Source organism: Bacillus glycinifermentans (assembly GCF_001042475.2).
GTDB classification, from domain to species: Bacteria; Bacillota; Bacilli; order Bacillales; family Bacillaceae; genus Bacillus; species Bacillus glycinifermentans.
Genome location: NZ_LECW02000022.1, coordinates 51678 through 76010 on the forward strand (window position 1 = coordinate 51678; position 24333 = coordinate 76010).

Consider the following 24333-nt stretch of genomic DNA (forward strand, 5'->3'; position numbering starts at 1 on the left):
AAAAACACTAGCTTTTTCCATAGGTTATTTGTTAAAATATGTTACTGAGCGGCAGCTTCCACATTGATCAGCCCTTTTCCATAGTAGAAAGAATCTCCCAAATTAGTCGCGGTGCTTGAGAGGCGGTCGCGAACTTGGGAAGCTGAAAGCGCAGGGGATTTTGACAAGATCAGGGCTGCTGCTCCCGCTACATGAGGCGAAGCCATTGACGTTCCGTTCAAAGTAGCGTAAGTGTTGGAAGGATATGTGCTGTATATGCTGACGCCCGGAGCCACTACATCAAGCTCTGGACCGACGCTTGAAAACGAAGCTCTCTGGTTGCTGCTGTTAACCGCACCGACAGCAATGACAGAGTCGTATTTTGCAGGGTAGCCGATCGTACTAGAGCTGCCTGATGTTCCGCTGTTTCCCGCTGCCGCCACTACGACGACGCCGCTTGCGTATGCTTTGTCAACAGCCTGTTTCAGCGCAGTTGAGCCTGATGGTCCGCCAAGGCTCATGTTGATGACATCCAAGTTGTTCGCCGTGGCCCACTCGATTCCGCTGACGATCGCGCTGTATGTTCCGCTTCCGCTTGAATTCAACACTTTAATAGCGTATAGGGAGACATTTGGCGCAACGCCCAAAACGCCTATTGAATTGTCAAGCGCCGCCACCGTTCCGGCAACATGCGTGCCGTGTCCGTTTCCGTCAGTATTGTAGCTTTCACCAGAGACAAAGCTTGCTCCGCCGACGACATTTAAGTCTGAATGAGAGGCAGCGATCCCCGTATCGAGGACACCGACTTTTACATTGGCTCCTTTATATCCTTGAGCCTGCACTTTGTCAGCCTTGATTTGCGGAATGCCGTAAGGAACCGTTTGCGCGAGCGCATGAGCGACGTGATCCTCTTCCACGTAGGCAACGCTTGGATCATTTTTCAGCTCTTTTACCGCATCCTGATCGAGCGTCGCTTTTGCGGCGTTGATGATCTTGAATTGCTTGTCCACTTTTCCGCCGCTCTCTTTAATGACATCCTTTTTGACTGATGCTGTTTTTACCGATGACTTAAATCCGACAATATAATCCTTTTCTACATCTTTCGCCGGCTGTTCAGCAGAAGCCGGATTGCTGAAAGCCATTGTAAAAACAAGCAAAAGGGCCGTCAGCACGCTAAGCCATAAACTCCTCTTTTTCACTGCTAATCACTCTCCTCCATTTTTGTTCAGAATAATTGAAATATAGAGATAATATCTTCTATTCCAATTATTCTGTTAATTTATTATATAGAAAAAATGAAATATATGGTAGACCTATTTTTTTGAAAAAAAATATTTGGTTTTTCGAGCTCCTTTTCCTATTTTAGAAAAAATCTCAAGGTCTTAAGAATGAAAATAGCCGGTTTTTTATACCGGCCGATCGTGTGAAAAAGGTCGTGATCCCCAATGGCTGCAAAGCGTCATGGACGCTCTCATTTTGTGAAAATATTAAATGCTTAAGATAAAAAATGATTTTATAATATGGGAGCATACTAAAGGAATGTTCATGGTGCTGATCGGTGCGCCTTTATGGGGGATCTCGGGAAGTTCTGAAACGGAGGGGGAGCGGCCATTGTGTTTGTCGTTTTGTTCGGTACGGCTCTCGCGTTTTGCGTTTACATAGGAAGCCTGTCGTTCCTCTCGCCGATAGAAACAAGCTGCCCTAAGCTGTGCTGAACGGCTGGCTGCATGTTCCTTTCAATGCGGCGGGTACGGAGATGATCATCATAACGGTCATTTGGCTTTCTCTCAGCAGGGAAAGAGGAGCCTGTTTTCTTTTTCTTTATGTTGATAATGATTATCATTGTCATTATGCTGTTCTGTTGCTATAATAATTTCAGTCTACATAAAGAACAAAGGAGATACATATGAAGTTTAGATATTTTACAATTCTATCTTTTGTCCTTCTCATCGCTGTTTTGTCCGCCTGCTCAGGCTCAGGAGGGATCGCTTCAAATTCCAGCCGGGATACCGTAACGGTTAAACACGATCTGGGCGAAACGAAAGTGCCGAAACATTCGAAAAAGGTTGTCGTCCTTGAGCTCGGATTTATCGATACCCTGTTGGATGCAGGCATTAAACCGGTCGGCGTCGCAGATGACGGAAAGCCGAAGTTTATAAATGAACAAGTAAGAAAAGAAATCAAAGGCTATACATCGGTCGGCACACGGGCGCAGCCAAGCTTTGAAAAAATCGCGGCATTAAGGCCCGATCTGATTATCGCGGATTCAAGCAGACACAGCGGTGTGTATGACAAGCTGTCAAAAATCGCGCCGACGATTGCGCTGAAAAATTTAAATGCCGACTACCAGGATACGATTGATGCTTCCCTTACGATTGCAAAAGCGGTCGGAAAAGAAAGCGAAATGGAGAAAAAAATCACCGAACATAAAAAAAAGCTGAAACAGCTGAAAGAGAAGCTCTCTGACAAAAAACAAAGCGTTCTTCTACTCGGAAATACGAATGAAGCAATCACAGTCCGTGACCAAAACTTCTTCACCTCCCAGCTGTTGATGAATATCGGCTATACATACGCGGTAGGCGACAGCAAAAAAAGCGATGCTGAAAACGGCGAGTCCGTCAACATTAAAATGACTGTCGAACAGCTTCTCGAGAAAGACCCGGATGTCATCATTTTAATGTCGGGAGAAAAGGATAAAGTTGATCAAAACGGAAAACGGCCGCTTGAAAATGATCCGCTCTGGAATAAGCTCAGCGCCGTCAAACATCACAAGGTGTATAAAGTCGACAGGTTCGCATGGTCGCTTCGCCGCAGCATAGACGGAGCAAATGCCGTGATCGATCAAATCGAACATGATATCCTGAAATGAATTCTGATGTTCGGAGGTTAGGCGCCGACACCCGGTGCCTATCGATACATGACCGGCTGTTTTTTAGGCGGTTTCTGTGCATGCTTTTTCAACAAAGCATGCGCTTGTTTTTTACGAGGAAGGTGATCTGCTTTCATGAAAAAGGTGCTTTTGATCCGCATCGCTTTCGTTATTCTTTTGCTCGTATGTTTTACGCTTTCCGTTTCGATCGGTTCTGCCAATATTGCGCTTTCTGATATATGGTCGGCCATCTTTTCATACGACGATTCAAAATTGGATTCTATCATTCTATCTATTCGGATCCCGCGCGCTTTGGAAGCTGCTTTGATCGGCGCGAACCTTGGAGCTGCAGGGGCGCTCATGCAGGCGGTCACGAGAAATCCCCTTGCGTCACCAAGCATTTTTGGCATTAATGCCGGTGCCTCGGCGGCTGTCGTTTTTCTGACGGTCGTGTTTCCGGCTGCAGCCGTCCCGATGATGACGATGGGGACGGCGTTTATAGGAGGAGCCGTTGCCGCCGTTACCGTTTATGTGATCGCTTCTGTTTTCAGCGAGAATCAGCGGGATATCAGCTTTGCGTTAGTCGGTGTCGTCATTCAGGCGATCCTTGCATCCGTTACGCAGATGCTCCTCATTTTTCATGAGGAGTCGACGGAGACGATTTTGTTTTGGCTTTCGGGGTCATTAGCAGGGAGTTCGTGGGAAAAGCTTGAGTTTTTGATTCCCGTCAGCCTTCTTGGATTGCTGATTGCGATTGCCTTTGGAAGAACGGCCTCCGTTCTTAGCCTCGGCGATGACATTTCTCAAGGGCTGGGGCAAAAAATGTGGATCAGCCGGATGCTGATCACAGTCACCGTCATCGCGCTTGCCGGGGTTTCCGTAGCGGCAGCAGGCCCGATCGGCTTCATCGGATTGATGGTTCCCCATATAATCCGCTATACGATGGGGGCTGATTATCGGACGGTTATTCCGTATTCGGCGATCCTTGGCGCGGTGCTGCTTCTTGCGGCGGATATTGCTTCACGCTTTGTTTATTATCCGTATCAGACGCCGGCCGGCGTCGTCACGGCATTCATCGGAACGCCCTTTTTTATTTATTTGGCGCGGAGACGAAAAGAGGGATCGGCATCATGAACATCAAAACAGACATAACAAAAAGGCAGCGCAGAAAGCCGTCAGCCGTACTTGTCATTCTTCCGGTGTTCCTGCTGCTTTTGGCAGCGGCCAATTTAATGATCGGCGATGAGAAGTATCCGCTCGGAGATGTGATCAAATCTTTGGCAGGGCAGGGCGATCCGGGAATTCGGTTTATGGTGATGGAGTTCAGAATGCCGCGGGTCATCCTGGCCGTGCTTGCGGGCGGTGCCCTCGCTGTTGCGGGTGTTATCGCCCAGTCGCTGATGAGAAATCCGCTCGCCGCGCCTGACACGCTCGGGATAACGGGGGGAGCGGGATTCGGAGCGGTCATTGTCACTGTGCTGTTTTCAGAGCAAAGCTCCATCTTATTGACTGGAGCCGCTTTTTCCGGAAGCATCGTTGCGGCCGTGTTTGTTTATGTGTTGGCTTATCGAAACGGCATCTCACCGGTGCGGCTGGCGCTAGTCGGGATTGCCGTCAACGCTTTCTGCCATTCGGGGATTCAGCTGTTGATTTCAAGGGGAAGTCCGAATGTTAACAGCGCTTTAATCTGGCTGAACGGAAGCTTATGGGGAAGAAGCTGGAATGATGTGCTTTCTCTGTTTATCTGGTGCTGTCTGCTCATTCCGCCCGTGTGGCTTGCGGCAAAGCCGCTTGATATCATCAAATCAGGGGACGCGATTGCCACAAGCGTTGGCGTCCGGCTTGAAAGGACGCGGTTTTTGCTGCTTGCCGCGGCTGTCATTTTGACGGCAGCCTCCGTAACCGCTGTCGGGACGATCGGTTTTATCGGGCTGATGGCGCCGCATATTGCGAGAAGGCTGGCAGGCGTTGAGTCCCGCATCCTGATCCCCGTCTCAGGAATGGTTGGCTCCATTATCCTGCTTCTGGCAGATTCGGCGGGGAGAGGGCTGATCCCGCCAGTTGAAATCCCGGCCGGTTTGATTGCTGCCGTGATCGGAGGTCCTTATTTTATTTATTTGCTGCGGCGTGAAGCGAAGCGCAGCAAAACGTAACATGCGGACGGCAAATTCGGGTGCCGTCCGCATGTGTTAATCGAATAGATGCTCTGACAGGTTATAGTCTTGAACATGCCATTTATTTTCCTGAAAGCGGATATTGCTCAGGCAGGCATTGACGAGTTTTGTGTTGTCAAGGTTGACGTCCCCGTTTGAAATCCTTGACAAGAGCGCGTGAATCGCCGCTCCGTGGGCGACGATCAGCACTTTGCGATTCGGGTATTGCCCGCTGACCTTTTGAATGCCGGCCATCAGCCGTTCTGTCAACGCTTCTTTTGATTCCTGGTTCGGATAATTTTTATCAGGGTACAGCTTCATTCTTTCTTCAAATGGCATACCCTCTGTATCCCCGTAATTTCGTTCGATGAAATCATCCATTTCGACAATATCAAGCCCGAGGTACTGGTTGATGATGTCCGCCGTTTCCCTGGCTCTTTTTAACGGGCTGGAAATGATGACGTCCCAAGATGTGTTTTTTAAATATTCTCCGGTTTTTTTTGCCTGTCTTCTTCCGGTTTCATTCAAAGGGATATCGGTTCTTCCCTGAAGTTTTCCTAAAGCGTTCCAGTCGGTTTCTCCGTGCCGGATTAAGCAAATCGCAGTCATTAAAAAAGATCTCCTTTCAAACACGAGTGCACGTTTTTTATATGATACAACCATTATACTAAAATTCAAAACGGGTACTCACTAATTTGACCGGAATTCCCAAGCCGCGGTCTCAGGATGCTCCCTGATCGCCTAAGTGCCTCTTTAGATTCAGTTTATGATAACAAAACCCAAGTTCTTGGGCGAACGCCGCAATTTTTCAGCAAACGGACCCGTGCCAGGGTTCTTGCGGTCCAGTGTCAAATAAATCCACAGATCAGGGAGATCTGTGGATTGTTCCAAGCTTATTTTTCGGTCAGTTCGACAAGCGAATCGACAGAAGCAGCGACTTGCGATACGGCTCCGTTTACCTCTTGAAGGCCGCTTAAAAAGGATGTCAGATCCTCTTCGATTTTGCCGCTTTGATTTTTGCTGAGCTTCATGCTGTCGACGATGTCATCGAATAAATGATTGATCTCTGTCATTTTTTCTTTGCTTTTGACCACAAGCTGATTTACCCCTGTAATGTGTCTGGTCACGATTCCGATCTGCGCGTTTGTGTTATCGACAAGCTCTGAGACCGTTGAGACGGTTTTTTTCGTATCGTCGGAAAGCTTTCTGACTTCATTGGCGACAACGGCGAAGCCTTTTCCGTGCTCCCCGGCCCTCGCCGATTCGATCGAAGCGTTGAGCGACAGCAGGTTCGTCTGCTCGGCAATGCCCGTTACGATGCCGAAAATCTTTTCGATTTGGCCTGCGATTTCTTCCAGCTTTTTAATTTCCTGCTCGATTTCGGTCATGCTGCTTCCCATCTTGTTCAGCTGCTGTTCCTGTTCCTCTAGTTCCTTTTTGCCGCCGATTGATTTTTCTTCGACAGAACTCGCCGTCTTTGTTCCGGCTCTCGATGTTTTGGAGATATCTGCCGATTTGTCGACCAGTTCCTGAACCGCGCCCGTCGTTTCTGCAAACAATGCGGCAAGCGAGCCTGACGTATCCTTGATTTGCCTGTGAAGCTCGGCTTTCCGTTCTTCTTCAAGCGTGCGGATTCTGGCATGCTCTTCTTCATAGGCTTCCAAAACGATCTGCTGTTCAATGTTGAGAATTTTCGTGACCGCTTTGACGGCCCGCATGTATTCACCGGCGGCTAAGGCGCTTTCAAATAATGTCAAGAATGATAGAAGAAGGTCTTGGAAGCCGCACAAGTACCACTTTGGCAGAAGCCCGATCTTCAAATGAACGTGGGCGATCCGGATTCTTTTTTCTAAAAACGCTTCATCGATGATTCCGGAAAACATTTCGCTTATATGGATGGTGAGCGTCTTTTTCAAGCGGTCGACCGTACTGTTATCATGGATGATGTCTATCAGCGAGCTTTCATGCTCAAGGTTTTGATAAAACCGGGCGACGATGGTCTCGATATGTTCTGAAACCAAAGGCTTCAGCTTGCTCAACACCCAGAGGTCTTCATTCGTCAAACCGACCATGGCGAGCTGCTTTTGAAATTCCGGATGATCCGGAAGCCTGATTCTGTTTGTTTTGTCATTGCCCCCTTCAGCCAATAGCGAGCGTTCTGTCTTTCTATCCTTTTTGAATAACACAATCCGTATCCCCCTGTAAACGATAATAAAAATGCCGGATTTTAGAATTTTCCAGCATTTATCTTTTTTATCGGCTGTTCTTTTCTTTTTTTTAGCAGGGGATGCTAGTTTTTGGGATCATTTAACGGTGCGACCGCAGGACCTTCCATCACTTCGCCGTCAATTGAAAATCTCGAACCGTGGCACGGGCAGTCCCATGTCTTTTCTCCGTCATTCCATTCGACCTCGCAGCCCATATGAGTGCATGTCGTATCGACGGTATGGAGCCGCCCGTTTTCATCGCGGTATGCCCCGGCCCGCTTTCCTCCGATTGAAACGACCGATCCTTCTCCTGGGGCAAGCTCATCAGGGGTGCGGAGCGGCTGTTCAAGCTTTCCTTCAACAAGGTGTCTGGCGACGTCTGTATTAAAGGAAATCGCTTTTTTGATGCTCGGATCAGGATGAAAGCGGGAAGGGTCGAAGATTTCCTTATACGGATTGCTTTCGTTTGTAATATGGTCGGTCATGATTTGAGCGGCGAGCGTGCTCGACGTCATGCCCCATTTTCGGAATCCGGTCGCGACAAGGATCCTTTTTTCTTTCGGATAAATCGGTCCGATATAAGGGATTTTATCAAGGGTAATTAAATCCTGAGTCGACCAGCGATAGAGGATGTCTTCGATGCCGAGCACACTTTCTGCGAACGACTTAAGGGCTCTGTAATACTCTATCGTATCTTTTCCCTGGCCTGTTTTATGGCTTTCCCCACCGACAATCACCATGTTTTCGCCGCCGATCGTGACCGAACGCAGCGACCGGGAAGGCTGATCAATGCTTAAATACATGCCGCCCGGGTAAGGGTTTTTTGGCTTGACGGCAAGTACGTAAGACCGGCTCGGTTCAAGCCTTGCAAAGTAAAAGCCTTTTTTATCATGAAACGGAAAGTGCGTACAGCACACCACATAATCGCTGATGATCATATGCCCGTTTGTCGTCAGTACCTTCGGATGATCTCCTTCTTTGATTTCCTTGGCGGCCGTGTTTTCGAACAGTTTTCCGCCCGCTTTTTGAACGGCGCCGGCAAGATGTTTCAAGTAATGGAGCGGATGAAACTGCGCTTGATTTTTCATGACGAGGCCGGCTTTAATATCGATCGGGACGGGAAGGTCCTTGATGAACTCCCTTTCAATCCCGAGCTTCTGATAGGCTTCATGCTCTTTTCTGATCTTTTGGACCGATTTTTCTTCTGTTGTATAAATACAGGCGTCCTGTTCTTGAAAATCGCAGGAGATGTTTTGTTCATGAACGAGATTTCTGATGAATGAAAGGGCCTGGAGATTCGCTTCATAATATGTCCGCGCTTTAGACATTCCGATATGGTTGATCAGTTCATCATAAATCAGGTCATGCTGGGCGGTAATTTTTGCGGTCGTATGCCCCGTCGTTCCATTCAGAATGCGTCCTGCTTCAATCAAAACGACGCGATATCCTTTTTGCGTCAGCATGTATGCCGTCGTAATCCCTGTCATGCCGCCTCCGATGATCGCGACATCCGTCTTCACGTCCTCCGTGAGCTCTTGAAATGAAGGAAGGTCAGTGCTGTCTCTCCAATACGATTCAGGCGAATCCGGCAGTTTTTGCTCATGATGTGTCACAATGTTCCCTCCAAATGTGTTTTGTTCTTACATTTTCCAATGTAGAAATATTCATGCGCGGGAAACGGCTTGTCATAAAAATTTGATTTGTCCATAAAATAGTAAGGTTTAATTGATGTGAAGGAGGAATTCACCTTGAGTAAACAGCCGAAAAAAGTACTGCCTCCCCAGCACCAGAACCAGCAGCCCGGATTGGAGTATGTGATGAACCCCCGTCCCGTTTTTGACAGGCCGAAAAAGGCGAAAAAACTGGCCGGGAAAACAGCGATTATTACAGGGGGAGACAGCGGGATCGGCCGGGCGGTGTCCGTCTTGTTTGCGAAGGAGGGGGCAAACGTCGTCATCGTTTATTTGAATGAGCTCCGCGATGCGGAAGAAACGAAGGCTTATGTCGAAAACGAAGGCGTAAGGTGCATGCTGATCGCAGGGGACATCGGAGATGAAGCGTTTTGCAATGAGGCGGTCCGCCGGGCGAATGAAGCATTTCCGACGATCGATATTCTTGTCAATAATGCGGCTGAACAGCATCCGCAAAAAGGAATCGAAAAGATCACGAGCCATCAGCTGCTCAGAACGTTTCAAACGAACATTTTTTCGATGTTTTATTTAACAAAAGCAGTTCTGCCCCATATGAAAAAAGGCAGCTCGATTATTAATACGACGTCGATTACGGCGTATGCCGGCAATGAAAGGCTGATCGATTATTCAGCGACGAAGGGAGCGATTACGTCGTTTACGCGATCGCTCGCTTTGTCGCTCGTTGATCAGGGTATCCGTGTCAACGGCGTGGCGCCGGGCCCGATTTGGACGCCGCTGATCCCGTCGACGTTTACCGAAAGGGAAGTCGAGGTGTTCGGCTCGACGACGCCGATGGGGCGCCCGGGACAGCCTGTCGAAGTAGCGCCGAGCTATTTGTTTCTGGCGAGCGACGATTCCTCTTACATGACCGGGCAGGTGCTCCATGTCAACGGGGGAACGATCATAAACGGATAAAAAGGACAGGCGGCGGTAAGCGCTTTGCCTTTTTGCGTATAAAAAAGCCAATCCTTTCCTGGGGATTGGCTGTTATGCGTGCATTTTCAACGCGGTATATTCTCTTGAAAGCTCAAGGAAAGATTGTTTATCTCCTTTGTCCAATGCCTCATTAATTTTCTCATACAGCAAGTTCAAACGCCGTTTAATCAACGACTCATCAAGGACCATTTGAATGTAGATGTCCGTGATGGTTACATCAAGTTCTTTTACCTTTTGGTTATTGCGGGTCTTCATGAGCTCAGCGTACGACTTTTTCTCTTTCATAAAGATTCCCCCTGATGCCTTTTTTATAGTATATGGATTGCGAATGAAAAAATCAATAAGTATTTAAAATTTTTAGATAATTATTCGGAAAAAGCGTCTTTATAAGAAGAAAAGAGTGTAGATTAGGACGAAAAACTTGATTTTTTCGGAATAAAATATAAAAATGTCATTTTAAAAACATTTTTTCAAATTAATTGAAAAAATCCTGTCGTTTTTAATAGGATAATGTTAGATTAATAGTATAAATTGACTAATGGTTGGGAGGATCATGATGAGCAATACCGAAGATTTGACAAGAGATTCTTATGAAGTAAACAGTTCGACAATGGCCGTTCTTCCTCTTGATGATGGAAAAACGCCCGCCTCAAAAGTGCTTGAAACCGACAGGACATTTCGGGTCAATATGAGACCTTTTCAAATCATAGAGAGAAGCTGCCGCTATTTCGGTTCAAGCTATGCAGGGAGAAAGGCCGGCACGTACGAAGTCATTAAAGTTTCCCATAAGCCGCCGATCATGGTGGATCATTCAAACAATATTTTTCTTTTTCCCACATTCTCCTCTACAAGGCCTCAATGCGGGTGGCTTTCCCATGCGCATGTTCATGAATTCCGTGCGGCTAAGTATGACAATACGTTCGTTACGTTCGTAAACGGCGAATCGCTGGAGCTGCCGGTGTCCAGCGCGTCTTTCGAAAATCAGGTTTACCGCACGGCATGGCTGAGAACGAAATTTCTCGACCGGATTGAAGGGAACGCCGCGCCGAAAAAACAGGAATTTATGCTGTATCCGAAGGAGGATCAGAACCAGCTGATCTATGAATTCATCCTCAGGGAGCTGAGAAAGCGCTATTGACCGGGATCTGCCGCGAATAAATAATGCTCCAAAAGAGCGGCGACCTGGTTGCGGATACGGGGGTTGAAGTAATTGTGCTCTTCCTCGTATCCTTCGTAAATGAAGCAATACATCGTAAACGCTTCGTCCCGGGATACTTCGTGAATTTTGACTTTCCGTCTGCGCAAATCGTTTTTTACATCGTATAAATCGCGCTGCGCCAGCTTCAGCGCCTGCTCGATCAGGCGCAGATAAGGATCCTTCAGCTTAAACGGGCTCTGCTGAACGATAGCGATATCCCTGTTTAAGATGCTGATGGTCATGGGAAGATAAATAGCCTTTTCAATCGTGTCCCTGACATCGGAGGGAATTCTCGTCATGGCTTTTCTCCTCTTTTCATTTCTGTTTAGGAACGTTTGTTCTGTTTTTATTGTACACGAAAGTCCTTTCTTTTTTCAAGAACGGGAAAAAAAGACTAAAATGCGCCGGTTGTTTCAGACTAATAAAGAATCCGCGGCCGGACGTTTCTTTAAAAACCTCCGGAGCCCGATCATTTAAAGTTTCGGCTTTAACGTGTAGAATAGAAGTAGACAACTGTATGAGGAGAATAAATGTTGGAGCAATTGTTCAGTTATTTTACAGAAGAGAATCTAACACAATTTTTTCAAAGCTATCGGGCTTTTGGTCCGTTTGCCGCCATATTGCTGCCGTTCATAGAAGCGATTCTTCCGTTTTTGCCCCTCATCGTATTTATCGTCGCAAATGTGAATTCGTTCGGCTTGTGGGAGGGGTTCATTTTGACGTGGATCGGCGCTTCAGCAGGCTCAATTGCGGTCTTTCTGTTTATCCGCCATTTCGGCCAGCAAAAGGCGCTTGGTTTTATACGGAGGCATCAGTCGGTGAAAAAGCTGATGACCTGGCTGGAAAAGCGCGGCTTCGGCCCGTTGTTCCTGCTGCTTTGCTTTCCATTCACGCCTTCGGCAGCGGTAAATGTTGTGGCGGGGCTTTCAAGGATCAGCCCTGTGCCTTTTTCGCTTGCGGTGCTTTGCGGAAAGTTTGTGATGATTTTTATTGTCAGCTTTATCGGCCATGACCTGAAGGCGCTGTTTACGCAGCCTTTGCGAACAGCTGCTGCCATCATCGTCATTATGATTTTATGGTACGCCGGAAAGCGGCTCGAACATCGCTTGAACGTGAAATTCAGCCAGAGAGAGAATGACTAGGGGGACATAAATGTGAAAAAGCGCTTTTTGGTCATCGCCGCGGCACTGTTAATCGTCATTGGTATTCAGGTGAAAAACGCCGTTTTCATCGAATATAAAGTAGAAGGGGTCAGCATGAATCCGACCTATCAGGAGGGCAACACGCTTCTTATCAACCGCTTTGCCCATCATTTTCAAACGATCCACCGCTTTGACATCCTTCTGTTTAAAGGACCTGAGAAAGATGTGTTCATTAAGCGGGTCATCGGTCTTCCGGGCGAAACGCTTAAATATGTGGATGACCAGCTGTACATTAATAACAAACCGGTGAAAGAGCCTTATTTGGATGATTTAAAGGAGGTTACCGCAGGGGGCGATCTGACCGGGGATTTTACTCTGGAAGAGGTAACGGGAGAGAAAAGGGTTCCCCAGAACCATTATTTTGTCCTTGGAGACAACCGGATTCACAGCTATGACAGCCGCCATTTCGGTTTTGTCTCAGACAAGGAGATTGTCGGCATCGTCGCTGAACGGATTGATAAAAAGTAATGGCCGGAAAAAAAACTTTAAGCCTGACATGATCATGGCTTAAAGGTTTTTTGTGCGTTACTTTACTTTAATCGCATTCAGCCGTTTCATCAGCTTCGTTTTCGCAGAACCGCTTGGCAGCTGGCTGACCGCTTTCTCAGCGTCTTTTAGATTTGTTTTATTTTTCTTCTTTTCAGCCTTAGTTACTTTTTCCGCCGCTTTGTCAATCGCTTTTGCCATATATCTCTTTACATTGTCCAGCCGCTTCTGAAGATTCGTTTTTGCGATTCCGCCCGGCAGCTTGTTAATGGCCGATTGTGCTTCGCCAACGCTTTTTTCGGTTTTGTACTTTTCCGCAAGGCTGACTTTGCGTTTTGCATCCGCAAGGTTTCGCTCTGACTGAACATTGTCCAGCCGTTTTTGCAGCTCATTTTTCTCTGATGTATCGGGAAGCTTGCCGACGAGCTTGCGTGCGGCGTCAATATCAGATTGCAGCTTTGTTTTTTCAGCGTTTTCAACGGCTTTTCTTGCCGCTGCAAGCGCTGCTGACTGTGTTTCTTTGTATTGGATGAGACCGTAGCCAAACAGCTGGTCGCGGCCGGCATCTCCTAAATCGTTGACATTTTGCTGCAATTGCTGCCTGAGCCCGGCGCTTGTTTCATTTGGATACAGTTGTTTTAAAAGCGCAAGCATGCCGGTTACGTGCGGCGTGGCTTGAGATGTGCCGCTTCCTGCAGCAAATTGCTGGTGTAAATACGTACTGATGATTGACGTGCCGGGAGCGGAAAATTCAACTTCTGCTCCGGTGTTGGAAAAACCGGCAATCCCGTTTTCTTCATCAGTTGCGGAAACAGCGATGACGCTGCTGTAGGCGGCCGGATAATCGACAGGATGTCCGTTTCCGTCGTTTCCGCTTGCCGCAACCAGTAAGATCCCTTTTTGATAGGCTTTATCGACGGCATCATGAAGGATTTGGCTGTCGGTAGACGTGCCAAGGCTCATATTGATGACATTGACGCCATGTTCGATTGACCAGTCGATTCCTTTGAGAATGCTTTCAAGATCGCCCGTTCCGTTTTGATCGAGTGCTTTGATTGCATACAGTTGGACACCCGGAGCAATCCCGTCGATTCCATAGTCATTATGCTTGGCTCCGATAATCCCGGCGACATGCGTTCCGTGGCCGTTATCATCGCTGTATGAGGACGTATAACTGACCGTTGACGTGCCGCCTGAAACGGTAAGCTCATCATGGGCGGAGATTCCGGTGTCGATTACCGCGACTTTCACATTTTTCCCCGTAAGTCCGGCACTCCAGGCTTTTTCAGCCTGAATCGGCTTCAAATTCCATTGTTCAAATGAATCTGAATCTTCACCGGTTTCATCTGATAATACTTTGAATTCGGTGCTGTCGGCTGCCGTAAATGAGACGTTTTTTTCAACGTATAGAATATCGGGATCATCTTTTAAGTCCTGTACTGTCTCTTTGTCAGCCGTAACGGCGACGGCGGGAATATGTTTGTATTGATGATCGACGGATTCGCTTTTCTCCAGCGCCGTTTCTTGTCCGCTTTTGTTTTTGTAAACGACGATGACCCCGCTTCCGTGCTGCTGGCCTTCAGCATGAACGCGGGAGGACATGGCGAAAACTCCTAAAAACAGCATGACAGAAGCAGCGGTTTTCCATAACTTTGTCATAAAGCTCTCCTCCTTTTTCATTTTACGGCGTTCGCTCTATATATCGGTAAAAAGACCTTCGTTTCAAAGAGAAAAGAGGATTGAAAATTCGAAGAATAAAACGGTTGTAAATTTTCAGATATAAAATATGATCAATTTCGCACCAGGATTTACAAAGTTTTTGCAGCGGTGACCCCGTTCATATTATTGGCATGAAGCGGAGAAGGAAGTGAGGTCTGGCCGGCTATGCTGTGCAGCATATGTTTGATTGGTCAGTTGTTTTTAAGATGAATGGGCCGGCAAGAACCATACGTACATCAGGAAAAGGCCTATGTATAATGACTTGATTCAAGCGGCTCAGGCGAAAGCGGCGGGCGGACTGATAGATATACAATTCGGGATCGCGGAATTAAGATTCCAGCAGCGTCTGTCAAACGGCATTGGCTGCAATCATGCTGGATAAATGGGTGCCGACCGTCTGGAGGAAAATGCATTTGTGAAACAAAACACCGGCTAAAAAAGAACTGAGCTGCAGCTCTTCGGGCGGAAACGGGAAAGTTCTGCCTGACCGGGCATCCTGCTATTACACCGATGTTTACGGCCTCGATCGGAAACGTCCCTGCTGTAAAAGGACGTTTTTTTGTGACAATGAGAAAATAGACCTAGTTCTATAGGTGTAATAAAAGGTAAGATATAGTATGATATAAAAATATAGCATTCAGGAAGAAAGGAGTTCTCCATGAATAAGATTCCCGCGGAGGAAGCAGCCAACATTCTGAACTCATGGTACCGGGCCATCGAGGAAAACGATACAGAACAGTCGGTACGATTATTTAAACAAGCCAAGCCATTAATAAAGGAAATGGAAGAAAGCGAAGCGTTCCTCACCTATTACGCACTTCTAGAAGAAATGCATAACGGCATGCCGGACGACAATAGAGGGGAAGGATATGGCGACTCACACTTGATTTCGTATTATTTTCACCTTTTTTCCGGAGCATACGAAAGCTATAAGAAAAATGATCAGCAGGCGATCGGCTTTTACAAAACGGCCGAAAAAAAACTTGCCCATGTGGACGATCCGATAGAAGCCGCGCGATTTCACGAAAAAATCGGCAAATTGTATTATGACTTAGGAGAAAACTTGATGTCGCTGAGCCACACAAGACAAGCGATGGAGATTTTCCAGGATCATGGCGGTTACGCTATGAATCTTGTCTCGGTCTACATGACGATGGCGGACAATTATACTGAGATGGGAAAATATAAAGAAGCGGAACAATTTTTGGCTGAAGCAGTCAAAACAGCGAGGGCTGCAGGTGACCATGTCAAGGAGGCGCACGCCTTCCATCACTACGGCCTTCTTTATTCGGCCATGGACAAGCCGGAAGAGAGCATTACATATTTGGAAAAAGCCTTGAAAGATAAAGCATACGCCGCATCAGACCACTACTTTCAATCCGTTTATTTATTGATAAAGGAGCTTTTCAAAACCGGCGGGCACGACCGGGCGATCGTTTACTATACGGAAGGGAAAGAAAGGTCACGAGAGGCTTGTAATGACATATTTGACGCGAAAGTCGATGTCCTATACTCCGTCTATCATGAAAAAGCGTTTGACGATTGCAAAAAAAGCCTTGCCGCCTTATTGAAACGAAAGCAATATGACAGCGTGCGGGAACTTTCGCTCATAGCGGCCAATGTCTACAGCAAAAAGGCGCTTTATAAAGAAGCCGCGCATTTTTTCCTTGAAGCGATTCAGACGGAGGAGATGATGAAAAAAGCGGCGGTAATGCAATGAAAAGCTGCTACTTCGGATCAGCGGCAAAAAAGCATTTGGATTTGACCAAATGCTTTTTTATTTAAATCGAAATATTTTAATATTGAAAACATTCTTTCTGTTTGTTAAGATGTCTTTAGTAAACATTTAGTGAAATTGGATGAAGTCTGCATTGGGGGGTTAAAATGGCAACCATAAAAGATATCGCGATGGAAGCGAAGGTTTCTGCAACGACGGTTTCAAGAGTGCTCAACCACGATCAGTCTTTATCAGTTACACCTGAAACAAGGCAGCGGATCCTGGATATTGCAGAGCGGTTCGGCTATAAAAACAACCGCAGGCGCCGCAATGAACATGAGTATGCAGGAAGCGGGGAAAGCCCGCGGATCGGCATTGTCGTCTGTCAGTCGCAGGAAGAGGAATTGAATGATCCGTACTTTTATTCGATCAGACAGGGAATTGAAAGCGAGTGTTTTGAAAAAGGGGTCTTTATCACGAAATTTATTCAATTAAGCAGCATCCGCTTCAATCAGCCTGTGTCGGACGTCGACGGTTTGATCGTGATCGGGAGAATCAATATTGCCGGTTTGAAGCACAGCATCGGCGATTTAAAAAACATTGTATACATCAACCATAAAGACGGCGAAGAGCAGTACGATTCCGTTGTCGTCGATTTTCAAAAAGCCACGGGACGGGCAATCAATCATCTGATATCGCTCGGCTATTCAAACATCGGATATATCGGAGGCCGGGAGAAAGAGCATTTTCGGGCAAGCGACCGCAAAACGGAAGCGGTTGAAATTGAAGATAAGCGGCTGACAACGTTTATGCAGTTGACCGGTACGGAAAGCTCCGACAATATCTATGTCGGCGAGTATTCGATGCAGGAGGGCTATGAACTGATGAAACAGGCGATTGCGAAAAAGCGAGTGCCTGATGCTTTTTTCATTGCCAGTGATTCAATGGCGATCGGCGCTTTGCGGGCTTTGCGCGAATCGGGATTCAAGGTTCCCGACGATGTGGCGATTGTCAGCTTCAACGGCATTGAAGCGGCCAAATATGCGAATCCTGCTTTAACGACTGTAAAAGTGCCCACAGAGGAAATGGGGCGGACGGGCGTCAAATTGCTGCTCGACCGTATGAGAGGAAGAAACCTTCCGTTGCAAGTCACTGTTCCCTCGGAGCTCATCATTAGAGAAAGCTGCGGGTTTCACAGGCGGCAATGCTGAAATCCTCAGGCCGCAGTTATGAAGGAGGTGATTACTAAATTTCAGTAAACCAAAAATGAAAGCGCTTTTTTGGAATCTGAATCATAAGGAATGAGGTGAAGCTTGATGAAAAAATTAATGTTTTCTTTTATTTTCCTCGTTTTGCTGGCCGGTACGGCAGCAGGCTGCTCGGGAAGAAGCGCAGGACAGCAGAATGGCGGGGTCACGCTGACGCTGTTTTCAACAATGACCAATGACAATGAAAAAAAAGCGCTCAGAAGCGTGGCCGATGATTTTGAAAAAGAAAATGAAGGCATCAAGATCGATATCAACTTTCCCGGCGCAGACTATGAAAATATGCTTCGCGTAAAGATGGCGGCAAACGATATGCCTGATTTATTCGATACTCACGGCTGGGCGAAAATCCGCTACGGAGAATATGCTGCCGATTTGAAGGATATGAATTGGACGAAACATCTTGACCCCGGCCTGAAACCGATTTTGAAAGATGAAACGGGGAAAGTATACGCATATCCGTTCAACCAGGCAAAGGACGGAATCACCTACAACGCCGGCCTCTTAAAGAAATATCATATCAAGCCGCCCGAGACGCTGGACGAACTGATGAAGGCGCTTGTGACGATCAAAGAAAAAAGCAGCGGCAGCGTGATCCCGTTTTGGTTTGCCGGTTCAGACAAGGGTTCACTGGCACAGTTTTATGATCAGCTTGCCACCCCTCTTCTAATCACAGATGAAAAGCACAATGAAAAAGAAGCGCTTGTGAAAGGGACATTTGATTGGTCCGAATATGCGCGTTTGGCCAAGGTCTTTAAAGAAATGCAGGAGAAACAACTCATTAACGAAGATATTTTGACGGCGAAACCCTCCCAGCTTGTCGAATTAATGGCTCAAGGGAAAATCGGCTTTACCCTCTCGACTACCTCGATCGGCCCTGATACGAAAGAAGTCAATCCGGATATACAGCTTGGCATCATTCCGACACCCGCCATTCATAAAGGAGACAAACCGAGCTGGATTGGAGGAGAGCGTCATACAATCGCTGTCTGGAAAGATTCAGAACACTTGAAGGAAGCAAAACGGTTTATCGAATTTGCCGCACAGCCAAAAAATGCGAAAAAGATCGCTGAAGCCACTTCATTTCCTCAAGCATTGACCAACACCAAGGCTGACAACTACTATTCTAAGTTTTACGAACAATATCGGGATATGAAAATCGAGCCCTACTTTGACCGCGTTTATTTGCCGAGCGGGATGTGGGACGTCATGGGGACGACAGGGCAGGAGCTGCTTGCCGGCACACTAACGCCGAAGCAGGTTTCAGAAAAAATAAAAGACGAATACATCAGGCTGAAAGGCCAATAAAAAGAAGGTGAAGAGATGAGCGAATTAGCAAAAGAAAGAAGCCTTGCCGTTCTAAGAAAAAGCAGAAGGCCGTCATGGAAGAAAAGCGCCTCGCTCTGGTGGATGTATCTTCCGGCTCTTTTCCTTGTCTCAGTGTTTATCATCTATCCGTTCGCAAACGGGATCAAAATCACGTTTACGAATTGGAACGGCTTTTCCCAATCGCACGAATGGGTGGGGGTTAGCCAATATAAACGGATGCTCGCCGATCCGGCTACATGGCTTGTTGTCAAAAACACCCTCTTGTACGGGCTGGGCAGTACGATTTTGCAAAATATGGTCGGGCTTCTTTATGCCCTGCTGCTGTTTCAAAGCGTCAAAATGAAAGCTGTAATGAGAACGGTCGTCTACTTGCCGGTAATTATCAGCCCGCTCATTATGGGATATATCTGGTATTTTTTCTTTTCTTATGAAGGCGGCGCATTGAATGATGTGATGAAGCTGTTTGGCGCCGGCCCGGTAAACGTGTTAAGCAGCCCGGAAATCAACCCGTGGATTATCGTTTTCGTTAATTCGTATCAATTCGTGGGCATTGCAATGGTGATCTATTTGGCAGGACTGGGAAGCATTCCGCAAGACTTTTACGAAGCAGCTGAAATCGACGGGGCCAGCGCTTTTCAGCAGTTTTGGAAGATTACGCTTCCGCTTTTGATGCCCTCGGTGACGATCAACATGGTGATCAATATCATCGGCGGATTAAAGCTGTTCGATGTCATTCTGGCGCTGACGGGCGGCGGTCCGGGCAATGCTTCACAATCAATGTCGACGTTTATGTATGATTTGTATTTTAAGAGGCAGGATGCGGGATATGCGGCGACACAGGGCGTCTTCATGGCGGTAATGATCCTTGTGATCAGCTTTTCGGCTCTCATCTATTTTAAACGCAAGGAGGTGGAAGCGTAGATGAAACGTATGCAAAAAAAGAAACGCATCCTATTGACAGGGCTGGCTTTATCTATTGCAGTCCTGCACCTTGTTCCGTTCTACATTTTGCTTACGACGGCGCTGAAACAAAAGGGGGATTTCAGCTCGAAGTGGAAGCTCCCCGAAGAATTCAGTATCGCCAATTTTACGGAAGCGTGGGATAAAGCCGGTTTAACAAACTCATTTATCAATACTGCGATCATTACGTTCGTTTCCGCTCTGCTGCTCATTTTCATCGGCTCACTGGCCGCATATCCGCTTGCCCGGCGCCGGACAAAGCTGAATCAGGCCGTCTATTTTTTGTTTATCGCCATCATGATCATCCCGCCGCTATCGTCGATGGTTCCTTTATACAAAATGGTGGTGGAGCTCGGGATGATGAATACGCATGCGGTAGCGATTCTGAACAATACAGCGGCTTATATGCCTCTCGCGATTTTTTTATATGCCGGTTTTATCCGTTCGACCATTCCGAAAGAACTGGAGGAAGCTGCCAGGATGGACGGGGCGGGTACGATGGGGATTTTCTTTAACATCGTTTTCCCGTTGCTGAAACCGGTAACAGCGACTGTTTGCATTATTGCCTGCGTCTTCATTTGGAATGACTATCAATTTTCGATCTTTTTCCTGCAGGATAAAGAAGTGCAGACCCTCACCGTTGCGATTGCCGGCTTTTTCGGCCAAAACGCGAACAACCTGCATCTGGTGGCTGCCGCCTCGCTGATGGCGATGCTGCCGATGACGATTTTGTTTTTATTCCTGCAAAAGTACTTTATCAAAGGATTGTCATCAGGAGCACTTAAAGGATGAATCACAAATTGATCAACAGGGGGAAAATGAATGTCTAAAATAGCTTTTATCGGAGCGGGAAGCACGATCTTTGCGAAAAACGTATTGGGAGACTGCCTGATGGTTCCTGCCCTCGACGGGTTTGAATTTGCTTTGTACGACATCGATCCACGGCGCTTGAAAGAGTCAAAGGATATGCTTGAACATTTAAGGAACCGCTACAATGAAACGATTTCGATTCGCGCCTACGATGATCGGAAGGAAGCGCTGGCCGGGGCGAAATATATCATCAATGCGATTCAGGTCGGCGGCTATAAACCGAGCACCGTCATCGATTTTGAGATTCCGAAAAAATACGGGCTGAAACAGACGATTGCAGATACGGTCGGAATCGGCGGGGTTTTCAGGGCGCTCAGGACGATCCCCGTTTTATTGGAGATGGCGAAGGATATCGAAAGCGTCGCTCCAGACGCGTGGTTTTTGAATTATACAAATCCTATGGCTTCCCTGACCGGCGCGATGCTTCGCTATACAGATGTGAAAACGGTCGGCCTGTGCCACAGCGTTCAAGTATGTACAAAAGATCTGTTTGAGTCGCTCGGCATGGAGCATGACGGAATCGAAGAAAAAATCGCCGGCATCAATCACATGGCATGGCTGCTCGAAGTCAAAAAAGACGGCGAGGACTTATATCCGGAGATCAAAAAAAGAGCGAAGGAAAAGCAGAAAACAAAGCACGGCGATATGGTCAGATTTGAGCTGATGGATAAATTCGGCTACTATGTGACAGAATCATCCGAACATAATGCCGAATACCATCCTTATTTTATCAAAAGCAAATATCCGGATCTCATTGAAGCGCTCAACATCCCGATTGACGAGTATTTGAGGAGATGCCAAGAACAGATCAAACGCTGGGAAGAGATGCGCGGCGAGATCGTCGGCAATCAGAATTTGACGCACGAGCGGTCGAAGGAGTACAGTTCAAGAATAATCGAAGCGATGGAAACGAATCGTCCGTTCACATTCGGCGGGAACGTATTGAATAAAGGGCTGATTACAAACCTTCCGGAAAAGGCAGTCGTCGAAGTGACCTGTGTGGCGGAGAAAAACCGGATTACCCCGTGCATCGCAGGCGAGCTGCCTGAGCAGCTTGCGGCTTTAAACCGCACAAATATTAACACACAGCTCTTGACGATAGAAGCTGCAATGACGAAAAAGAAAGAGCACATCTATCAGGCTGCATTGCTCGATCCTCACACGGCGTCGGAACTGTCGATCGATGATATCGTCAATATGTGTGACGAGCTGATCGAGGCTCATGGCGACTGGCTGCCGGCGTTTCGATAGGCATAAAAAAACCGGAACGAAAGGGTTATCCCTCAGTTCCGGCTTTTTTTATATGCGGGTGCGCCGTTTTTTCCGATCTGTGATGCAGCAGCCGAAAGAAAGGCGGCATCATGGCAATGACGAGCACGACCCTTAACACTTGCACAGCGACAACAAATGTCGAATCGGCATGAAGGGGAACGGATGTTGTCGCCATTTCTGCAATTCCTCCTGGTGAAAAAGCCAATATGGCCGTCGTCAACGAAATGCCGGCCACATGGGCAGTCACGACGGCGCTCGCGATCATTGCGATGATCAGGCCGACGGAGCCGAGGAAGGCGACGGTAAGCGTTTTGCTTACGCCGATGAACATTTCCTTATGAATTTTCGAGCCGATCGTTGCGCCGAGGCAGATTTGCGACAGAACCGAAAACCCGTGGGGCCACCATGCGGTCAGGCTGTAGCCGGCCAGGGAGCTCCCGGCGATTTGAACGGCGGCGACGCCTATCATGCTTCCGAGCAGCCATGGCGCGGGAAATTTTAACCGTTTCGCCGCTTTACAGGCAAAAAAAGCGGCGAGTGTAAAGACGGCTGTCCACATCACGTATTCTGCTCCGAATTCGGATGTACCGGCGGCAAGCATCTGGTGTGTGACAGCATGCGAATCCGGATATTTAGAATGAATGAAAAAGACGAAAAAAGGAATCGTCATGACAACCAAAAGCACCCGGATCGTCTGCACAAGGCTGACGATAGCCGTGTTGGCTCCCACTTCCTGTGCAATGCCGGGCATGGCGGAAAGTCCGCCGGGCGCAGTCCCTACAAAACTCGTCATCATATCCGCATTGCTGAACCGCCATAATACAAATCCGGAGAGCATTGCGAAAATGACGGAAAGGATCAGCATCACCCCGACAAAGAGCCAGTTTTCTTTGAAAATTAAAATCACGGACATATTCATTTTCTGGCCGAGCTCAATGCCCAATAACATTTGCCCGAAACTGAGCCACCCTTTATGAATGCCGTGTTGGCTGACCGCTTCTTTCAGCGGAGCCGGCCGAAACAATGACAGACAGGCGGCAGCCGTCATTGTGCCGACCATCCACCCGATCGTCATCCCCGTTAATGAGAGCAGAAACCCCCCGAGGCTGCTGATGAATATCATTATGATATCCCGAAGGAAATCATTTTTTATTCTCAATGAAAACCCTTCTTCCTATATACTACGATAGCCTTTTTGTTCACTTGGTAAAGTATTTATCTATTTATAACTATAATATAATTTTAACGATTGGTAAAATACGAATTTATTTAAAAGATTAATAAGAAAAACTGATCAAAGGAAAAAGAATCGTTCAGGAACATATCAGGAAGAATGTGTGAATACAATAGATTAGATTCGATCACAAACTAGAGGTGAATTCATTGAAACACGCCCAGGAATCATTCACCAGAGTTAAATCGTACCGTCCTTTCCACAGCGCTTTTGATCCGTGCCCCCCAATCGGCAAAAGATATTACCGGACCCCGCCGAATTTGTATTTAGGCTTTCAGCCCCGCGGTCTTCCGCAGTTTTCTCCGATGGAGGCGCTGCAAAAAGGGACGCTTTGGCCCGTGTTTTACGACCCTTATGAAAATCCTTATGAGATAGGAGGTAAGGGAGGATGACACACACTTTGCCGCAAGACTATTATCAAAGGCTTCATGAGATTCAGGCGGTTGATTTTGTCATTGTCGAGCTCATGCTGTACCTTGATACACATCCGGATGATATGGATGCAATTAAACAATACAATCAGTATGCGGCATATTCCAAAAAGCTGAAAGCAAAGTTCGTATCAAAATACGGCCCTCTCACGCAGGGGGACCCCGATCATACGACATCGTACTGGAGCTGGAAACAAAGTCCTTGGCCATGGCAAGTTTAAAGAAGGAAGGGAGTCAGGTTCATGTGGCTGTATGAGAAAAAACTGCAGTACCCCGTGAAAGTGAGGGAATGCAATCCGCGGCTGGCCAAATATTTAATCGAACAGTACGGCGGAGCGGACGGCGAATTGGCGGCTGCGCTCCGCTATTTGAATCAGCGCTACAGCATTCCTGATAAGGTTGTCGGCCTTCTGACAGACATCGGCACAGAAGAATTCGCCCATTTGGAAATGATTGCGACGATGGTATACAAATTAACGAAAGACGCGACGCCTGAGCAGCTGAGGGACGCGGGCCTCGGCGATCATTACGCAGATCATGACAAAGCCCTGTTTTATCATAATGCGGCAGGTGTTCCGTTCACAGCTACATATATTCAGGCAAAAGGCGACCCGATTGCAGATTTATATGAAGACATTGCGGCTGAAGAAAAAGCGAGAGCGACCTACCAATGGCTGATTGACATGTCGGATGATCCTGATTTAAATGACGGGCTGGCTTTTTTAAGAGAGCGGGAAATCGTTCATTCCCAGCGGTTCCGCGAAGCCGTCGAAATCTTAAAGGAAGAGCGCGACCGAAAAAAAGTGTTTTAGCTC

General features: G+C 47.3%; 24 protein-coding genes and 1 pseudogene. 17 read left to right on the forward strand and 8 right to left on the reverse strand.

The features are described 5' to 3' along the window. Positions 1-41: 41 nt before the first annotated feature. Positions 42-1121: a S8 family peptidase gene (locus AB447_RS14050; protein WP_082634659.1), complete on the reverse strand. Its 1080-nt coding sequence runs from the start codon at positions 1119-1121 to the stop codon at positions 42-44. 764 nt (positions 1122-1885) lie between these two features. Here AB447_RS14050 and AB447_RS14060 point away from each other — a divergent pair. The 3 genes from AB447_RS14060 to AB447_RS14070 all read left to right on the forward strand — a co-directional run bounded on the left by AB447_RS14060 (position 1886) and on the right by AB447_RS14070 (position 5001). Further along, a complete protein-coding gene (locus tag AB447_RS14060) occupies positions 1886-2848 on the forward strand; it encodes an ABC transporter substrate-binding protein (RefSeq protein WP_048353664.1) in 963 nt (320 codons plus the stop codon). Positions 2849-2983: 135 nt separating this feature from the next. After that, a complete protein-coding gene (locus AB447_RS14065; RefSeq protein WP_048406713.1) occupies positions 2984-3982 on the forward strand; it encodes a FecCD family ABC transporter permease in 999 nt (332 codons plus the stop codon). Further along, positions 3979-5001, forward strand: a complete 1023-nt coding sequence (locus AB447_RS14070) for a FecCD family ABC transporter permease (RefSeq protein ID WP_048355525.1) — start codon at positions 3979-3981, stop codon at positions 4999-5001. The genes AB447_RS14065 and AB447_RS14070 overlap by 4 nt, the downstream gene beginning before the upstream one ends. 36 nt (positions 5002-5037) lie before the next feature. Here AB447_RS14070 and AB447_RS14075 read toward each other — a convergent pair whose 3' ends face one another. From AB447_RS14075 to AB447_RS14085, 3 genes are all read right to left on the reverse strand, one after another. Then, positions 5038-5610 (reverse strand): histidine phosphatase family protein, encoded by a 573-nt coding sequence (locus AB447_RS14075; RefSeq protein WP_048355526.1) that lies wholly within the window; start codon positions 5608-5610, stop codon positions 5038-5040. Between the two features lie 284 nt (positions 5611-5894). Next, positions 5895-7235: a globin-coupled sensor protein gene (locus tag AB447_RS14080; RefSeq protein WP_411801467.1), complete on the reverse strand. Its 1341-nt coding sequence runs from the start codon at positions 7233-7235 to the stop codon at positions 5895-5897. Positions 7236-7291: 56 nt separating this feature from the next. Then, a complete protein-coding gene (locus AB447_RS14085) occupies positions 7292-8821 on the reverse strand; it encodes an FAD-dependent oxidoreductase (RefSeq protein WP_048355528.1) in 1530 nt (509 codons plus the stop codon). 135 nt (positions 8822-8956) lie between these two features. Here AB447_RS14085 and AB447_RS14090 point away from each other — a divergent pair, with 135 nt between their 5' ends. Continuing rightward, positions 8957-9814 carry an SDR family oxidoreductase gene (locus AB447_RS14090; protein WP_048355529.1) on the forward strand — a complete coding sequence of 286 codons (858 nt, stop codon included), beginning with the start codon at positions 8957-8959 and terminating at the stop codon, positions 9812-9814. Between the two features lie 72 nt (positions 9815-9886). Here the strand turns inward: AB447_RS14090 and AB447_RS14095 are convergent, their stop codons facing one another. After that, positions 9887-10120: an IDEAL domain-containing protein gene (locus tag AB447_RS14095; RefSeq protein WP_048355530.1), complete on the reverse strand. Its 234-nt coding sequence runs from the start codon at positions 10118-10120 to the stop codon at positions 9887-9889. 271 nt (positions 10121-10391) lie between these two features. Between AB447_RS14095 and AB447_RS14100 the strand changes: the two genes are divergently transcribed. Next, positions 10392-10973 carry a competence protein ComK gene (locus AB447_RS14100; protein ID WP_048355531.1) on the forward strand — a complete coding sequence of 194 codons (582 nt, stop codon included), beginning with the start codon at positions 10392-10394 and terminating at the stop codon, positions 10971-10973. Here AB447_RS14100 and AB447_RS14105 read toward each other — a convergent pair. Then, positions 10967-11332: a YhjD family protein gene (locus AB447_RS14105; RefSeq protein WP_048355532.1), complete on the reverse strand. Its 366-nt coding sequence runs from the start codon at positions 11330-11332 to the stop codon at positions 10967-10969. The two genes, AB447_RS14100 and AB447_RS14105, sit on opposite strands and share 7 nt — an antisense overlap. 231 nt (positions 11333-11563) lie before the next feature. Here AB447_RS14105 and AB447_RS14115 point away from each other — a divergent pair, with 231 nt between their 5' ends. Together AB447_RS14115 and lepB are read left to right on the forward strand one after the other, a co-directional pair. Then, positions 11564-12175 carry a TVP38/TMEM64 family protein gene (locus AB447_RS14115; RefSeq protein WP_046131310.1) on the forward strand — a complete coding sequence of 204 codons (612 nt, stop codon included), beginning with the start codon at positions 11564-11566 and terminating at the stop codon, positions 12173-12175. A gap of 12 nt (positions 12176-12187) precedes the next feature. Continuing rightward, positions 12188-12703 carry a signal peptidase I gene (gene lepB, locus AB447_RS14120; RefSeq protein ID WP_057957614.1) on the forward strand — a complete coding sequence of 172 codons (516 nt, stop codon included), beginning with the start codon at positions 12188-12190 and terminating at the stop codon, positions 12701-12703. Positions 12704-12769: 66 nt separating this feature from the next. On the opposite strand, the pseudogene AB447_RS14125 reads toward lepB, so the two are convergent. Continuing rightward, a pseudogene (locus tag AB447_RS14125) lies at positions 12770-14380 on the reverse strand (S8 family peptidase); the annotation flags it as partial. Between the two features lie 310 nt (positions 14381-14690). Here AB447_RS14125 and AB447_RS27270 point away from each other — a divergent pair. From AB447_RS27270 to melA, 7 genes are all read left to right on the forward strand, one after another. Further along, a complete protein-coding gene (locus AB447_RS27270; RefSeq protein ID WP_269082044.1) occupies positions 14691-14822 on the forward strand; it encodes a hypothetical protein in 132 nt (43 codons plus the stop codon). 276 nt (positions 14823-15098) lie between these two features. Beyond that, positions 15099-16160: a tetratricopeptide repeat protein gene (locus AB447_RS14130; RefSeq protein ID WP_046131307.1), complete on the forward strand. Its 1062-nt coding sequence runs from the start codon at positions 15099-15101 to the stop codon at positions 16158-16160. A 164-nt stretch (positions 16161-16324) separates the two neighbouring features. Beyond that, complete coding sequence (locus AB447_RS14135) at positions 16325-17368, forward strand: LacI family DNA-binding transcriptional regulator (RefSeq protein WP_046131306.1); 1044 nt, start codon at positions 16325-16327, stop codon at positions 17366-17368. A gap of 105 nt (positions 17369-17473) precedes the next feature. Further along, a complete protein-coding gene (locus tag AB447_RS14140; protein ID WP_046131305.1) occupies positions 17474-18730 on the forward strand; it encodes an ABC transporter substrate-binding protein in 1257 nt (418 codons plus the stop codon). A 15-nt stretch (positions 18731-18745) separates the two neighbouring features. After that, positions 18746-19672, forward strand: a complete 927-nt coding sequence (locus AB447_RS14145; protein ID WP_046131304.1) for a carbohydrate ABC transporter permease — start codon at positions 18746-18748, stop codon at positions 19670-19672. 9 nt (positions 19673-19681) lie between these two features. Then, positions 19682-20503: a carbohydrate ABC transporter permease gene (locus AB447_RS14150; protein ID WP_373688050.1), complete on the forward strand. Its 822-nt coding sequence runs from the start codon at positions 19682-19684 to the stop codon at positions 20501-20503. Between the two features lie 30 nt (positions 20504-20533). After that, on the forward strand, positions 20534-21832 hold the full coding sequence (gene melA, locus AB447_RS14155) for an alpha-glucosidase/alpha-galactosidase (protein ID WP_046131302.1): 1299 nt from the start codon (positions 20534-20536) through the stop codon (positions 21830-21832). Positions 21833-21857: 25 nt separating this feature from the next. Here melA and AB447_RS14160 read toward each other — a convergent pair whose 3' ends face one another. Further along, entirely contained in the window at positions 21858-23012 is a 1155-nt protein-coding gene (locus AB447_RS14160) for an AbrB family transcriptional regulator (RefSeq protein WP_057957616.1), read from the reverse strand. Positions 23013-23236: 224 nt separating this feature from the next. Here AB447_RS14160 and AB447_RS14165 point away from each other — a divergent pair, with 224 nt between their 5' ends. Genes AB447_RS14165 through cotJC form a run of 3 tightly spaced genes read left to right on the forward strand, consistent with a single transcriptional unit; the run spans position 23237 to position 24330 of the window. Beyond that, positions 23237-23479 carry a spore coat associated protein CotJA gene (locus AB447_RS14165; protein ID WP_046131300.1) on the forward strand — a complete coding sequence of 81 codons (243 nt, stop codon included), beginning with the start codon at positions 23237-23239 and terminating at the stop codon, positions 23477-23479. After that, positions 23476-23739, forward strand: coding sequence for a spore coat protein CotJB (locus tag AB447_RS14170; RefSeq protein ID WP_046131299.1), 264 nt, complete (start codon positions 23476-23478; stop codon positions 23737-23739). The genes AB447_RS14165 and AB447_RS14170 overlap by 4 nt, the downstream gene beginning before the upstream one ends. Before the next feature lie 21 nt (positions 23740-23760). Beyond that, positions 23761-24330 (forward strand): spore coat protein CotJC, encoded by a 570-nt coding sequence (cotJC, locus tag AB447_RS14175; protein WP_046131298.1) that lies wholly within the window; start codon positions 23761-23763, stop codon positions 24328-24330. The last annotated feature ends 3 nt before the right edge of the window (positions 24331-24333 follow it).

Coding starts and splice junctions, on each gene's coding strand:
- AB447_RS14050 (WP_082634659.1), bottom strand. CDS start 1,121: ATGGCTTTCAGCAATCCGGCTTCTGCTGAACAGCCGGCGAAAGATGTA.
- AB447_RS14060 (WP_048353664.1), top strand. CDS start 1,886: ATGAAGTTTAGATATTTTACAATTCTATCTTTTGTCCTTCTCATCGCT.
- AB447_RS14065 (WP_048406713.1), top strand. CDS start 2,984: ATGAAAAAGGTGCTTTTGATCCGCATCGCTTTCGTTATTCTTTTGCTC.
- AB447_RS14070 (WP_048355525.1), top strand. CDS start 3,979: ATGAACATCAAAACAGACATAACAAAAAGGCAGCGCAGAAAGCCGTCA.
- AB447_RS14075 (WP_048355526.1), bottom strand. CDS start 5,610: ATGACTGCGATTTGCTTAATCCGGCACGGAGAAACCGACTGGAACGCT.
- AB447_RS14095 (WP_048355530.1), bottom strand. CDS start 10,120: ATGAAAGAGAAAAAGTCGTACGCTGAGCTCATGAAGACCCGCAATAAC.
- AB447_RS14100 (WP_048355531.1), top strand. CDS start 10,392: ATGAGCAATACCGAAGATTTGACAAGAGATTCTTATGAAGTAAACAGT.
- AB447_RS14105 (WP_048355532.1), bottom strand. CDS start 11,332: ATGACGAGAATTCCCTCCGATGTCAGGGACACGATTGAAAAGGCTATT.
- AB447_RS14115 (WP_046131310.1), top strand. CDS start 11,564: ATGTTGGAGCAATTGTTCAGTTATTTTACAGAAGAGAATCTAACACAA.
- AB447_RS27270 (WP_269082044.1), top strand. CDS start 14,691: ATGTATAATGACTTGATTCAAGCGGCTCAGGCGAAAGCGGCGGGCGGA.
- AB447_RS14130 (WP_046131307.1), top strand. CDS start 15,099: ATGAATAAGATTCCCGCGGAGGAAGCAGCCAACATTCTGAACTCATGG.
- AB447_RS14135 (WP_046131306.1), top strand. CDS start 16,325: ATGGCAACCATAAAAGATATCGCGATGGAAGCGAAGGTTTCTGCAACG.
- AB447_RS14140 (WP_046131305.1), top strand. CDS start 17,474: ATGAAAAAATTAATGTTTTCTTTTATTTTCCTCGTTTTGCTGGCCGGT.
- AB447_RS14145 (WP_046131304.1), top strand. CDS start 18,746: ATGAGCGAATTAGCAAAAGAAAGAAGCCTTGCCGTTCTAAGAAAAAGC.
- AB447_RS14150 (WP_373688050.1), top strand. CDS start 19,682: ATGCAAAAAAAGAAACGCATCCTATTGACAGGGCTGGCTTTATCTATT.
- melA (WP_046131302.1), top strand. CDS start 20,534: ATGTCTAAAATAGCTTTTATCGGAGCGGGAAGCACGATCTTTGCGAAA.
- AB447_RS14170 (WP_046131299.1), top strand. CDS start 23,476: ATGACACACACTTTGCCGCAAGACTATTATCAAAGGCTTCATGAGATT.
- cotJC (WP_046131298.1), top strand. CDS start 23,761: ATGTGGCTGTATGAGAAAAAACTGCAGTACCCCGTGAAAGTGAGGGAA.